Below are 12868 nucleotides of genomic sequence, written 5' to 3' on the forward strand. Positions count from 1 at the left end.
AAGCATTCTCAGCCGGCCTGTTTCAGTGCCGTCTTCTCCGCGCGCAGTTCCTCGATCGAGCGCACATTGCGCCGCGCCGCACCCGCCCAATCACGGGTCTTCACCTTCGATTTCGAAAGCCGCTCCTTCGCCGACGGCACGGCCTCGCCATATTGCGGCAGCCAGCGCGCCTGGGCGACGACCATCTCGTCGACCATCTGCCACACCTCTTCCGGCGTCGACACCGCACCGACCAGCGGATCGTGCAGCACTGCGAGTTTCAACAGGTCGATATCGCCAGATATCGCCGCATGCACCGACATGCGCTGGACGTTGATCGACGAAATGCAGGTGGCCGCGCACGCTTCCGGCAGCGTGATGCCGGAAGCCATGTTGATGCCGAAGCGATCGACGAAGCCGGGCGACTCGATGATGGCGTCCTGCGGCAGGTTGGTGATGATGCCGGTGTTCTTGACGTTGAAGTGGCCGCGATAGACGCGATTCGTCTCCAGCGCTTCGAGAATGTGGCTGGCGTGCTCGTTGGAGCGCTTCGACGCGTCGAGCGGCTTCGACGCCGCTTCGAGGAATTGCGGATATTCGGTCTCAAACCAGTTGCGCGTTTCGGTGGAATAACGGAGGTAGCCGCCGGTCTCGCCGTGGATCCAGTCGGACATGTCGATCCAGCGGGTGATTTCGTCCGGCCGCTTGCGATACCACGGCAGATATTCGGAGAGGTGGCCGTTGCTTTCGGTCGAATAGACGCCGAAGCGCTTCAGCACGTCGATACGCAGTTTTTCCTGCTGCGAGTACACCGGATGCGCCTCGAAGGCGGCGATCAGCTCATCCTTGCCTATTCTGCGGCCGTTGAGGCGAAGGTCAATGAACCAGGTCTGGTGGTTGATGCCGGAGCAGACATAGTCGAGTTCACTGTGCGATTTGGCGCCGAGCACTTCGGCGATCTGTTCGGCGCCGTGCTGGACGCCATGGCAGAGGCCGACCGTGTCGACCTTGCCATATTCGATCGCCGCCCAGGTGTTCATCGCCATCGGGTTGGCATAGTTGAGGAATTTCACGCCCGGCTCGGCGAGTTCGCGGATGTCCTTGCAGAAGTCGAGAATGACCGGAATGTTGCGTTGGCCGTAGAGGATGCCGCCGGCGCAGATCGTGTCGCCGACGCACTGGTCGATGCCGTATTTCAGAGGAATGCGGATGTCGTCGGCATAGGCTTCGAGCCCGCCGACGCGCACACAGCTGATGACATAGCGCGCGCCTTCCAGCGCCTTGCGACGGTCGGTGGTGGCTGTGACTTTTGTCGGCAGTCTGTTGGCCTCGACGATGCGGTCGAGGATCGCCTTGATCATTTGCAGATTGTGCTCGCTGAGATCGGTCAGCGCGAATTCGATGTCGGCGAATTCCGGAACGCACAAAATGTCGGTGAACAGTTTTTTGGTGAAGCCGACGCTGCCGGCGCCGATAATAGCGATTTTGAAACTCATCACCTTCACCTCGATCCAATCGAATGCCAGGCAAGGAGCAACAAGAGAGTATATGGCGGCGCGCCCATGGCGCGCATGCCATTCGAGCCGGAATTCCGGCTCTTTCTCCTCCCCGCCCGCTCCTCGACCGCGGGTCTTTCGCGTTCTCAGGATTTGGATTATGCCTTTATTCCACGGCGCGGCCAGAGAACGTTTATGCTTTCGAGGGTAATTTTGTGCTGCGTGACCTGATCGCCAACGGACAGTTGATGCGCACCATCTCGCTGCCGCGCGGTCGTCAGCGCCTGCATGCCATGCCGACCAGCACCGGCTATGAGGTGCGCGAGGGTGTCACCTACGACTGGGATGGGCGAAAGCGCGGCCAGACACCATTTACCGTGCTGCAGCACACGATCAGCGGCACCGGCCAGCTTCGCTATGAGAACCGCAACTACCGGCTGCAGGCCAACGACACGCTGCTGGTGCTGGTGCCGCACAACCATCGCTACTGGCTGGAGAAGGGCGATCGCTGGGAATATTTCTGGATCTCGATGAATGGCGAGGAGGCGCTGCGTATCCACAAGTCCATTCTCAGCGTCTCCGGCCCGGTGTTCCGGCTGCAGCCGGAGACGATCGATCATCTCGCCGATTGCAGCCTGCGCCTGATCAAGGGTGGCGCTTCGCCGGGCGCTGCTTCGGCGATCGCCTATGAGGCGGCGATGGCGCTTTACGACGATGTCTTCGGCTCGCACGCTTTCACCGAGAAACAGAGCGCCATGCAGCCGGTCATCGATCATATCAACGCCAATCTCGACAAGCCCCTGCCGGTGGCCGATCTCGTTCAAATCAGTGGCCTCAGCCGCGCGCATTTCTCACGCTGCTTTGCCGAAAGCGAAGGCATTCCGCCGGCCGAATTCGTGCTGCAGCAGCGGCTGCAGCGGGCAGCGAAACTTCTGACCAGGGCCGACTTCCTGCCGGTCAAGGAAGTCGCCATATTGTGCGGCTTCGAGGACGCCAACTATTTTTCGAAAGTCTTCCGCCGGCTCTACGGCATCAACCCGACGCAGTTCCGCACCACCGGCATGTATGCCAGCCTGGGCAACCATCGGTAAGGAGGGACTTCAGGCACTCTCACCCGATGCGGTTGCCGCTTTCCGGATCGAACAGGTGCAGCGCTGCCGGATCGGCGGACAGCCGCACCGTGTCGCCCGGTCGGATAGTGCTGCGCCCCATGACGAAGACGCAGACCAGCTGGCCCGCGAACCTGACATAGAACTGCGTCGACAGGCCGAGCGGCTCAACCACTTCGACCTCGGCCTTGAGCGGACCATCCTCGGCGAGCTGGATGTGTTCCGGCCGCAGCCCGACGGTGAGCTTGTCGCCATCCTTGAGCGGCAGACCATCGGGCAATCTCAGCTTCTGGCCGTCGGCCAGCACCGCATCGACCTTGCCACCCTTGGCGACCGTCGCCGGCAAAAAGTTCATGCCGGGCGAGCCGATGAAACCGGCGACGAAGGTGTTGACCGGCCGGTCGTAAAGTTCGAGCGGATGGCCGACCTGTTGGACATAGCCGTCATGCATGACGACGATGCGGTCGGCCATGGTCATGGCTTCGATCTGGTCGTGCGTGACATAGACCGAAGTGGTCTTGAGCTGCTGGTGCAGCGCCTTGATTTCGGCGCGCATATGCACGCGCAGTTTGGCATCGAGGTTCGACAGCGGTTCGTCGAACAGGAACACTTTGGGATCGCGCACGATGGCGCGGCCCATGGCCACGCGCTGGCGTTGGCCTCCGGACAATTGCCGCGGCAGCCGGCCGAGGAAACTGTCGAGGCCGAGCCGCTTGGCGGCGGCCCCTACCCTGCCGTCGATCGTCGTCTTCTCCGCCTTCTTGAGCAGCAGGCTGAAGCCCATATTCGAGGACACATCCATATGCGGGTAGAGCGCGTAGGACTGGAACACCATGGCGATATCGCGGTCCTTCGGCGCGACGTCGTTGACCAGCCGCTCGCCGATGCGGATCTCGCCGCCAGACACTTCCTCCAGCCCGGCGATCATGCGCAACAGAGTCGACTTGCCGCAGCCGGACGGGCCAACCAGCACGACGAACTCGCCATCGGCGATTTCAAGATCGACGCCGTGCAGGATGCGCAGCGAACCGTAGTCCTTCTCGACGTTTTGCAGCGTGACGGAAGCCATCGATTATCCTTTGACCGCGCCGGCGGTCAGGCCGGTGACGAGATAGCGTTGCAGGAAGGCGAAGAAGATGCAGACCGGGATCAGCGCCAGGATCGACGCCGCCATCATCTGCCCCCAGTCTACGGCGAACTTGCCGATATAGGTGAGCAGGCCGACGGCAAACGTCTTCTGGTCGTCACTGGAGATCAGCATCAGCGCGAACAGCAATTCGCTCCAGGCGGCGGTGAAGACGAAGCCGAGCGTCGCGCCCATGCCGGGCAACGTCAGCGGCACGATCACCTTGCGCATCGCCTGCGCACGGGTGCAGCCGTCGATCATCGCGGCTTCTTCCAGATCCTTCGGAATGCCGTCGAAGAAGGACTGCATCAGGAAGGTGGCGAAGGCAGTGTTGAAGGCGGTGTAGATGATGATCAGCCCGACCAGGCTGTTGGTCAGGCCAAGCTCACCCATGACGCGGTAGATCGGCGGAATGACCATCACCAGCGGGAAGGTTTGCGTCAGCAAAAGCATGATCGCCAGCGTCGCCTTGCCGCGGAAGGTGAAGCGCGACATGGCGTAGCCGGCGAGCGTGGCGATGACGGTGACGAATGCCGCCGTCGACACCGAGACGATGACGCTGTTGAGGAAATAGCGGGGGAAATCAGAGGCTTCGAGCACGGTGATGAAGTTGCGGAATGTCGTTTCCGAGGGCCACAAAGTGATGCCTTCGGAATAGAGCAGCCGCTCCGGCGTCACGGAAATCTTCAGCGTCCAGAAGATCGGAAACAGCGCAAAGATCATGTAGGCGGCAATCGCCGCGTAGAGGCCGATGCCGCTGAAGATGCGCGAGGAGGTGGAGCGTCCGGCGATCATCAGACGTGCCTCACCAGCAAGCGGCGGATGGCGATCAGCGCGATCGCATAGGCGATGAGCAGGACCAGCAGCAGCACCGCGACCGCCGAGGCATAACCCTTGTCCAGCGACTTGAAGGCGCTGACATAGATGTAGACCGGCACCGTACTGGTCGAGCCCGCCGGCCCGCCTTCGGTCATGACGAAGATCAGATCGGCGAAGGTGGCGATCCAGATCGTGCGCAGCATGACGGTGATGACGATGGTCGGCGCCAGGAAAGGCAGCGTCACCTTGGTGAAGCGCTGCCAGGGCGAAGCGCCATCGATGGCCGCCGCCTCATGCAGTTCCGACGGGATGGACTTCAGCGCCGCCAGCAGCGTGATGGCGAAGAACGGGATGCCGAACCAGATGTTGGCGATGATCGGCCCCCACATGGCGGTGGCCGGATCGGACAGCACATTGGTCGGCTCGGCCTTCAGCCCAAGCGCGAAGAGCCAGTGCGGCAGCGGTCCGATGATCGGGTTGAACAGCCAGGCCCAGGTCAGGCCCGACAGGAAGGACGGCACCGCCCAGGGCAGGAAGACGACCGCCTGAACGAACTTGCGGCCGATGAACGGCTTGTCGAGCAGCAGCGCGAGGCCAAGCCCGAGGAAGAACTGGAAGAACAGGCTGGCGACGGTCCACCACAGCGTGTTGACCAGCGCCTGCCCCAGCACCTGGTCGGAGAGCATCGCCTCATATTGGCCAAGGCCGACATATTCGGATTTGAAGGCTGAGAATTTGCGGAAGGAATAGCTGATGCCGATGATCAACGGCACCAACAGCACCACGACGAGCAGAACGATCGCCGGCGAGAGATAAAGCCAGGGTTCGATGGCGGCATGCGTCAGCCGCTTCTTTCGCGGCCGGCCTGCGGGTCGTACTGTGGACACGGCATAGGTCATCGGGTGCTGAATCGTCTCCTGGAGGAGCGCCGGAATTGGCGACAAGCGTCCTCCCCGCTCACGGGGAAAGATGCCGGTCCACCCTCCGTAGCTGCAGCGCAGCTGCGGCGGAGGACGGGCAGGCAGATGAGGGGCAGCGCCAACATTGGGGTGCTCGCGCTGCCCCTCATCCCACCTTCTCCCCGTAAACGGGGAGAGGAAGAAGAAGGCGGCGCCTACTTTTTGTTCTTGGCCATCCAGTCCTGCTGTTCCTTGGTCAGGAACGCGGCCCACTGGTCGGCAACGTCCTTGGCCGACTTCTGGCCGAGCAGCACTTCCTGGAAATTCTTGATCGCCACCTGGTCGACGAAGTTGCCGAGGTTCTCCAGATGCGTCGGCGGCGTCACCATTTCATATTTGGAGGTGTCGCTGAGCTCGGTGAACCAGCCCTTGAACTGCTCGGTCTTGAAATGGGCGTCCTGGTCGGCGCCGTTGTGGATCGGCACGACGCCGACTTCCTTGGCCCATTCCAGATTGTCCTTGGGCGACAACAGCGTCGCCATCAGCTTCCAGGCATCGTCCTTGTGCTGCGAATTGGCAAACATCGCCCAGCCGGCATAGCCCAGCGTCGGATAGGATTTTCCGCTCGGCCCGACTGGCAGCGGCGCCACGGCAAAATCGTCGGCGCTCATCTTGTCGGCAATGCCGATCAGCGCATCCGGATCCTGGTTGAGCATGGCGCAGGTGCCGGAATAGAAGCCGGTGACCGTTTCGTTGAAGCCCCAGCTCACCGCATCCTTCGGCGCCAGCCCGTCCTTGTACATGTCGGCCAGCATCTGCAGGCCCTTGACCGAGCCTTCCTCATTGATGGTCGAGGTGCCGTCCTCGTTGAAGTAGCCCCCCTTGCCCTGAGCGATGTTCATGAACATGTGCATGCCGTTGAAGGCGCCCGGGCCGCCACGCAAGCAGTAGCCATATTTGCCGGGAATGGCGGAGATCTTCTTTGAATCGGCAATGAAGTCGTCGAGCGTCGCCGGCGGGCCGTCGAGACCGGCTTCCTTGAACAGCTTCTTGTTCCAGAACAGCGCGTTCACATAGTAGCCGTAGGGGATCATGAACTGGGTGTTGTTGACGGTCGAGCCGAACTGCTTGGCGCGCTCGCCGAGCGTCTTGGCATCGTCCCACTTGGCCATGTAGGGGCCGAGATCCTCGAGCTGGCCGTTGGTGGCGTAGAGACCCATCCAGCGCTCCGGCATCTCGACGATGTCGGGCGTATCGCCGGCCTGGACCATGGTCAGGAATTTCTCGAACGCCTGGCCCCAGGGCAGCGACACCACCTCGACCTTGACGCCCGCATTGGCGGCCTCGAACTCGGCGATCTGCTTCTTCAGGAATTCGGTGCGCTGCGGGCTGGTGATGACCTCGACCAGTTTGAGGGTGGTGTCGGCCAGCGCGCCGCTGGCGGAAATCGCCAGGCCGGCAGCGGTGGCAAGCATGATGCTCAGTCTTTTCATGTTCAGAACTCCCATTTTGAACCCAGTTATTTTTTTGCTTTGTCGAAGGCCTGGGCGACGTCGGCCCAGAGGTCTTCGACGCTTTCCAATCCGACATTGAAGCGGATGGTTCGGGGGCTGACGCCGAAGCGCGCCATCGAATTCAGACCCGGCGTCTGCTCGAGCGAGGCCTTTGCCGGCACGACCAGGCTTTCGTGACCGCCCCAGCTGACGCCGATGCGGAAGAATTTCAGCGCATCGACGAAAGCGGGAATGTCGATATCCTCCGTCACCTCGAAGGAGAACAGCCCGGCATAGCCGGCAAGCGTCTTCTTGCCGGGATGGTTGGAATAGGCGGGATGATTGACCCGCTCGACCTTGTCATGCGCCTTGAGGCGCTCGGCGATGGTCAGCCCGCTCTTCATGTGATGCGGCAGCCTCAACGGCAGCGTGCGCAGGCCGCGCAGCAGCAGCCAGCCCTCGAAAGGCGACAGCTTGGCGCCGAGCTGGGAGTAGGTCTGGTCGTTGATGTGCTTGATGTGGGCGGCCGAGCCCGCCACCACGCCAGCGACGGTGTCGCTGTGGCCGCCGAGATATTTGGAGGCCGAATGCAGCACCAGATCGACGCCGTGCAGGATCGGTTTCTGGAACACCGGCGTCGCCCAGGAATTGTCGATGGTGGTGACGATGCCCTGCTCTTTCGCCAGTCGCGCCAGATGCGCGATGTCCTGCAGCTCGAACATCATCGAGGTCGGGCTTTCCAGATAAAGCAGTTTCGCGCCGGGCAGTGCCGCCGCAATCGCGTCCGGATCCGAGCCGTCGACATAATCGACCTTGATGTTCAGACGTGGGAACAGCCGCTCGAACAGCCTGTAGGCGTCGCCATAGCAGTTGCGCACCGCGACGATGCGCTCGCCGGCGCCGACAAAGGCAAGCACCGTGGAGCTGATCGCGGCCATGCCGCTGGAAAAGCCGCGCGCGGCTTCCGCACCTTCAAGCGCTGCAACGCGCGCCTCGAACTCCATCACCGTCGGATTGTCGCCGCGCGAATAGATCGGCTGCTTGCGGCGGCCGGCAAAGGTGTCGGCCATCTCGGCATAGCTGCCGAAGGTGAACAGCGAGGTCTGGTAGATCGGCGGCACCACTGCATTGCCGGGGAACGGATCGTCATGCGCCAGGAGCGTTGCCGCCTCGGCGAGATAGTCGCTGCCGGAAATGCCTGGGTCGAAGCTGTGGTCGTTCATTTGCGGTCCGAAAGTTTGAGGTTGGCGGCACCGCGCTTCAGGTCGTCCTCGACGGTAGCGATCAGCTTCAGCGCCTCGGCCCGGGCGCCTTCCGGGTCGTGCGCGGCGATGCAATTGAACATGGTGCGGTGATAGGGAAAGCTGGCATGGCCGAAATCACGCACGCCGAGCGGATGTTCCCAGAAGCGGTGGAACAGCTCGTGCATGGCAGCGATGATCTGCTCGAACAACGGATTGCCGCAGGCGCGGTAGATCGCCTGATGGAATTCCCAGTCCTCTTCCGACGACATGCCGGCCCGGTTGAGAAACTCCTCCTCCATGATGTCGAGCTTGCGCTCGATCTCGGCGAGATCGTCCTCGTCGGCACGGACGGCGCAAAGCGCGGCGGCTTCCGCTTCCAGTGCGCGGCGGATTTCCAGCGTGCGCATCAGGCCGGTGAGGTCATTGCCGCCGGAGAGCGTCAGCGGCATGTGCAGCATGTCGAGCGAGACGGCGGCCTTGAGATAGGTGCCCGAGCCCTGCCGGCGCTCGACCAGGCCAAGCCCTTCCCAACGTGTGAGGGCCTCGCGCACGGTGTTGCGGCTGACCTTCAGGCGCTCGGCTAGGATGCGTTCGGTCGGCAGTCTCTCGCCGGGCTGCAGCTTTTCGCGCATGACGAACCCGGCCAACGCCTTCAGCACCGCATCGTCGCGGGCCGTCGTCTGGATCGGCGGAAGGCTGAATTCGGTCACGCCTGTGCAAACTCAAAGTGGTTCAATGGTCCAACCAATTTCTGCACAGACGAAGAGAGGTGTCAACAGCGGAAACGCAGCTGGGCCGAAGGGCCGGAGATATGCGCCTTCGGCCCTGCCGCTTCAGCCGTGGATGCGCGCCGGCGCAGCGGCCGCGCGAGCCTCGCGCCAGCGCGCGAACATTTCCTCGCGAACCCGTCTTGAACCGGAGAGCCGCTCCTTTGCCTGCGCCAGCACGGCAGGCGAAGCCTCGGCGGGCGTACCCGACCGAAAGGGAGGAGCCGGGGCATATTCGAGTGAGAGCTGCACGATCTCGGCCTCCTCCTGCCCAAGCAGCCTCGCAACCAGCGCCAGCCCGAAATCGATCCCGGACGTGACGCCGCCGGCGGTAATGAGCTTGCCGTCCTCGACGATACGCTCATCGACGGGGATCGCCCCGAACTCTTCAAGGAAATCATGCGCATACCAGTGCGTGGTCGCCCGCTTGCCCCTGAGCAGCCCGGCCGCGCCGAGCACCAGGGCCCCGCTGCACACCGAGGTAATGTAGCGCACGTGCGCCGCGCGCTCCCACACGAAATCGAGGACTGTCTGGTCCTCCAGCAGCGCGTTGACCCCGCCTCCGCCTGGAATGCACAGCACGTCGAGAGGCGGGCAATCATCGAAGGTCGCCGTTGGCGTGAGGGACAGCCGTGTCGAGGACATCACCGGATTGCGATCCTTCCAGATCAACTCCACTTCCGCGCCCTTGGCTGTTGCCAGGACTTCGTAGGGACCGGTGAGGTCGAGCTGCTGGACGTTGGGGAATACGAGGATGCCGAAACGAAGGGTCATGGAAATCTCCGTGGTTGACTTCAGGCAATCTAGGGCATCATGTTTTGGCGCGATTGCCATTCATCCCTCGTTTCAGGCCAAACCCGATGCGCCGTATCGAAGTGCTTGCCTATCCCGACATACAGCTCCTCGACGTCAGCGGACCGCTTCAGGTCTTTGCCAGCGCCAACGACTACAAGCGGCAGGCCGGCGAGCCTGCGCCCTACGAGGTCTCGGTCGTCGCCGCTTCGCCGCGCATCCGCACATCGGCCGGCCTTGTGCTGGAGGCAGCAATGCTGCCGGCGCACGGAGGCGAGATCGATACGTTGATCGTGCCCGGCGGATGGGGCGTCAACGCGGCCTGCGACGATCCCGTGCTGGTCCAGTGGATCGCCGGCCGCTCGTCCGATGCCACGCGAACCGCCTCGGTCTGCAGCGGCGCCATGCTGCTGGCGCAGGCGGGCCTGCTCGACGGCCGTCGCGCCGTGACCCACTGGGGACGTTGCGCCGAGTTCGCCCGGCGCTTTCCGGCAGTCCGCCTCGAACCCGATCCGATCTTCATCCGTGACGGCAATGTCTGGACGTCCGCCGGCGTAACAGCGGGGATCGATCTCGCACTGTCCCTCGTCGAGGCGGACCTTGGCCGGCATACGGCGCTTGCGGTGGCGCGCGAGTTGGTGGTCTTCCTGAAACGTCCCGGCGGCCAGGCGCAATTCAGCCAGACCCTCAAGCTGCAGCAAGGCGATGGGCGCTTCGACCAGCTGCATGGCTGGATCCTCGAAAATCTGGCTGGCGACCTGTCGCTGGCGCAGTTGGCCGACCACGCCAATATGAGCCCGCGCAGCTTCTCGCGGCGCTATCGCGAGGCCACCGGCCGGACACCCGCCCGGGCGATCGAGGAGATCCGCATCGAGGCGGCGCGACGGATGCTGGAGCGCGGCCAGCCCGTCAACCAGACGGCACGCCGCTGCGGTTTCGGCTCGGAAGAAACGATGCGGCGCGGCTTTCTGCGCGTGCTGGGCACCAACCCGCGCGCCTATCGCGAGCGTTTCTGATCGCGACTGCTCGCGCCATCAACGCGGTGGCCGACGCCGTGGGGATAGAGCCCTATCCCGGCAATCTGCCCAGGCGGGAAGCGAAGCGCTCCACCATTGCGAGGCCGACTTCGCTCGGCCGCATCGCCGGCGCCCGGTCGTGTATCGGTAGACCCGCGCGGGCGCCAAACAGCCGCTTGCCGTAACAGATCAGGTTTTCTGGCGCAGCCCGGTCTGGCGCCACAAGGACGGCTCCTTCGCCGAACGGTAGCCCGGCCGATCTTGCGGTCAGGCCGCTACGACTGCGGTGCAAGCGTAACGCAGGCCTCTGAGGTCAGCAGCCGGAAGGTGAACGTCTCCTGCAGATAAAGCTCGACGCTCGTGCTGGAATGCGAGAGGTAGCCGATCGACAGGTCCTGGCCGATATCGAGCTCGAAATCCCCGCCGCGCGTGGAGAGCACGAACCCATCTTCGATGGCCGGCGCCCAGATGATGCCGCCATCGACCATGCGCTCGATATGATGGAAAACCGGGTAACCCTCGTCGCTGCCGCCGCTGACGGCCGTGTAGGCCGCCGCACCCAGCACCAGCGCATAGGGGCCGTTGACCCCGGCGAGCCGCAACTGGCTGACCGCCTGGGCAACCGCTTCCGGATAGCCCATCACATTGGCCGGCAACGCCACGACCGGATTGCTGGTGCCTTCACGAATGCCCTGGATACCGGCGGAGGCGTAGCCGTCGAACACCAAGCGATCCTCGGCAAAAGCGATCTTGCGCGCCGCTTCCTTCACCGCGGACCAATCTGAATCCGTGGCACCCCGGTCGACATCGTCGATCGCCTGGCGCGTCAATTCGAACGGAACCCGCAACTCGACCAGCGCCTTGACCTCGCGCTGTGTCGATTGAACCCCCTCGCCTGGCGCCGCGATCGGCTTGGTATGGCCGGTGCCGACGGAAGACAGGTCAAAACCCTTCGGGCCGACGACATCGACGACGCGCCGCGCCGCCAGATGTCGCTTGAGCGTGCGCGATGCCTCGTCATCGATCTGCGCCCAAGCGCCGTCGGAAATGGGAGCGAGTTCCCGGTAAAGCGTGTTCATGTCTGCCTCACATCCTTGAGAGATCCGATACCGAGTGAACCATCGCGCGGGCGCGACTGGGTTTGATCCGTCGCCTCAGGCTGGGTCGACAGCGGAGCAGCAGTCGCATCCGCCGCGACACCGTCAAGAAAAGTCGCAGACGGCACGAAAAACAGTGTGCCCGTCACCGCGCGGCTGAAGTCGAGCAGCCGGTCGTAATTGCCGGGCGGGCGGCCGATGAACATGTTCTCCAGCATCTGTTCGATGCGCCGCGGCGAGCGGGCATAACCGATGAAGTAAGTGCCGAACTCGCCCTTGCCGGCATCGCCGAACGGCATGTTGTCGCGCAGGATCTCCAGCTCTTCGCCGTCCTCGGTGATCGACGTCAGCGCATTGTGCGCCGATGTCGGTTTGACCGCGTCGTCGAGTTCGATGTCGGAAAGCTTGGTCCGGCCGATGATCTTCTCCTGCTCCGCCACCGGCACCTCGTTCCAGCGCGTCAGGTCGTGCAGGTATTTCTGCACGATGACGTAGCTGCCGCCGGCAAAGTCAGGATCCTCCTCGCCGATGATGGTGGCGTCGATTGCGCCCTGATCTACCGGGTTCTCGGTGCCATCGACGAAACCGATCAGATCGCGGTTGTCGAAATAGTTGAAGCCCTGCACCTCGTCCGTCGTGGCGACAGCGCTACCAAGCCGCGCCATGATCTGCGTCGCCAGTTCGAAGCAGAGGTCCATTCGCGCCGCACGGATATGAAACAGCATGTCGCCCGGCGTCGAAACAGCGTGATGCTGGCCGCGGATCTCGCGGAACGGATGCAGATCCCTAGGCTTTGGGGTTGCGAACGACCGGTCCCACGCGTCGGAGCCAATTGCCATGACACAGGACAACCCGCCCTCGAGGTCGCGAAAGCCGACCGCTCGCTTGAGTGCGGATAGACCGGCACACAGGCCGCGTGCGGTCGCGTCGTGTTCGGGGCCGGGTTTGAGCGTAACGACAAGAAAAATCGCGGCCCGCGTCAGCAGCGCGACGACCGGTTGCGAAACAACGGCTGGCAAACTGGACTCCAT

The 12868-nt window shown here is 63.2% G+C and carries 12 protein-coding genes; 2 read left to right on the forward strand and 10 right to left on the reverse strand.

Annotation, left to right across the window (positions count from 1 at the left end):
- Positions 1-8: 8 nt before the first annotated feature.
- Positions 9-1475, reverse strand: coding sequence for an alpha-glucosidase/alpha-galactosidase (gene melA, locus ACYHH6_RS27970; RefSeq protein WP_352583630.1), 1467 nt, complete (start codon positions 1473-1475; stop codon positions 9-11).
- 248 nt (positions 1476-1723) lie between these two features.
- Here melA and ACYHH6_RS27975 point away from each other — a divergent pair, with 248 nt between their 5' ends.
- The gene (locus ACYHH6_RS27975; RefSeq protein WP_112562145.1) at positions 1724-2566 is read left to right on the forward strand and encodes an AraC family transcriptional regulator; all 843 of its coding nucleotides are present in this window, start codon (positions 1724-1726) and stop codon (positions 2564-2566) included.
- Positions 2567-2585: 19 nt separating this feature from the next.
- On the opposite strand, the gene ACYHH6_RS27980 is transcribed toward ACYHH6_RS27975, so the two are convergent.
- The 7 genes from ACYHH6_RS27980 to ACYHH6_RS28010 form a co-directional block, all read right to left on the reverse strand.
- Positions 2586-3653, reverse strand: coding sequence for an ABC transporter ATP-binding protein (locus tag ACYHH6_RS27980; RefSeq protein ID WP_352583628.1), 1068 nt, complete (start codon positions 3651-3653; stop codon positions 2586-2588).
- Positions 3654-3656: 3 nt separating this feature from the next.
- Entirely contained in the window at positions 3657-4505 is an 849-nt protein-coding gene (locus ACYHH6_RS27985) for a carbohydrate ABC transporter permease (protein WP_112562064.1), read from the reverse strand.
- Complete coding sequence (locus tag ACYHH6_RS27990) at positions 4505-5428, reverse strand: carbohydrate ABC transporter permease (protein WP_352584316.1); 924 nt, start codon at positions 5426-5428, stop codon at positions 4505-4507. Before ACYHH6_RS27990 ends, ACYHH6_RS27985 begins: the two co-directional genes overlap by 1 nt.
- A 215-nt stretch (positions 5429-5643) precedes the next feature.
- The gene (locus ACYHH6_RS27995; protein ID WP_203277355.1) at positions 5644-6921 is read right to left on the reverse strand and encodes an ABC transporter substrate-binding protein; all 1278 of its coding nucleotides are present in this window, start codon (positions 6919-6921) and stop codon (positions 5644-5646) included.
- Positions 6922-6947: 26 nt separating this feature from the next.
- A complete protein-coding gene (locus tag ACYHH6_RS28000) occupies positions 6948-8144 on the reverse strand; it encodes a PLP-dependent transferase (RefSeq protein WP_352583626.1) in 1197 nt (398 codons plus the stop codon).
- Positions 8141-8875 carry a FadR/GntR family transcriptional regulator gene (locus ACYHH6_RS28005; RefSeq protein WP_352583624.1) on the reverse strand — a complete coding sequence of 245 codons (735 nt, stop codon included), beginning with the start codon at positions 8873-8875 and terminating at the stop codon, positions 8141-8143. Before ACYHH6_RS28005 ends, ACYHH6_RS28000 begins: the two co-directional genes overlap by 4 nt.
- 123 nt (positions 8876-8998) lie before the next feature.
- Positions 8999-9706, reverse strand: a complete 708-nt coding sequence (locus ACYHH6_RS28010) for a DJ-1/PfpI family protein (RefSeq protein WP_352583622.1) — start codon at positions 9704-9706, stop codon at positions 8999-9001.
- Positions 9707-9792: 86 nt separating this feature from the next.
- Here ACYHH6_RS28010 and ACYHH6_RS28015 point away from each other — a divergent pair, with 86 nt between their 5' ends.
- On the forward strand, positions 9793-10740 hold the full coding sequence (locus tag ACYHH6_RS28015; protein ID WP_352583620.1) for a GlxA family transcriptional regulator: 948 nt from the start codon (positions 9793-9795) through the stop codon (positions 10738-10740).
- Between the two features lie 275 nt (positions 10741-11015).
- Here the strand turns inward: ACYHH6_RS28015 and ACYHH6_RS28020 are convergent, their stop codons facing one another.
- Positions 11016-11819 (reverse strand): family 1 encapsulin nanocompartment shell protein, encoded by an 804-nt coding sequence (locus ACYHH6_RS28020; protein WP_352583618.1) that lies wholly within the window; start codon positions 11817-11819, stop codon positions 11016-11018.
- On the reverse strand, positions 11816-12868 hold the full coding sequence (locus ACYHH6_RS28025) for a Dyp-type peroxidase (protein ID WP_352583616.1): 1053 nt from the start codon (positions 12866-12868) through the stop codon (positions 11816-11818). Before ACYHH6_RS28025 ends, ACYHH6_RS28020 begins: the two co-directional genes overlap by 4 nt.

The sequence above is a fragment of the Mesorhizobium sp. P171375 genome, from assembly GCF_057786075.1.

Coding starts and splice junctions, on each gene's coding strand:
- ACYHH6_RS27990 (WP_352584316.1), bottom strand. CDS start 5,428: ATGACCTATGCCGTGTCCACAGTACGACCCGCAGGCCGGCCGCGAAAG.
- ACYHH6_RS28020 (WP_352583618.1), bottom strand. CDS start 11,819: ATGAACACGCTTTACCGGGAACTCGCTCCCATTTCCGACGGCGCTTGG.
- ACYHH6_RS27975 (WP_112562145.1), top strand. CDS start 1,724: ATGCGCACCATCTCGCTGCCGCGCGGTCGTCAGCGCCTGCATGCCATG.
- ACYHH6_RS28000 (WP_352583626.1), bottom strand. CDS start 8,144: ATGAACGACCACAGCTTCGACCCAGGCATTTCCGGCAGCGACTATCTC.
- ACYHH6_RS28010 (WP_352583622.1), bottom strand. CDS start 9,706: ATGACCCTTCGTTTCGGCATCCTCGTATTCCCCAACGTCCAGCAGCTC.
- melA (WP_352583630.1), bottom strand. CDS start 1,475: ATGAGTTTCAAAATCGCTATTATCGGCGCCGGCAGCGTCGGCTTCACC.
- ACYHH6_RS27980 (WP_352583628.1), bottom strand. CDS start 3,653: ATGGCTTCCGTCACGCTGCAAAACGTCGAGAAGGACTACGGTTCGCTG.
- ACYHH6_RS28025 (WP_352583616.1), bottom strand. CDS start 12,868: ATGGAGTCCAGTTTGCCAGCCGTTGTTTCGCAACCGGTCGTCGCGCTG.
- ACYHH6_RS28015 (WP_352583620.1), top strand. CDS start 9,793: ATGCGCCGTATCGAAGTGCTTGCCTATCCCGACATACAGCTCCTCGAC.
- ACYHH6_RS27985 (WP_112562064.1), bottom strand. CDS start 4,505: ATGATCGCCGGACGCTCCACCTCCTCGCGCATCTTCAGCGGCATCGGC.
- ACYHH6_RS27995 (WP_203277355.1), bottom strand. CDS start 6,921: ATGAAAAGACTGAGCATCATGCTTGCCACCGCTGCCGGCCTGGCGATT.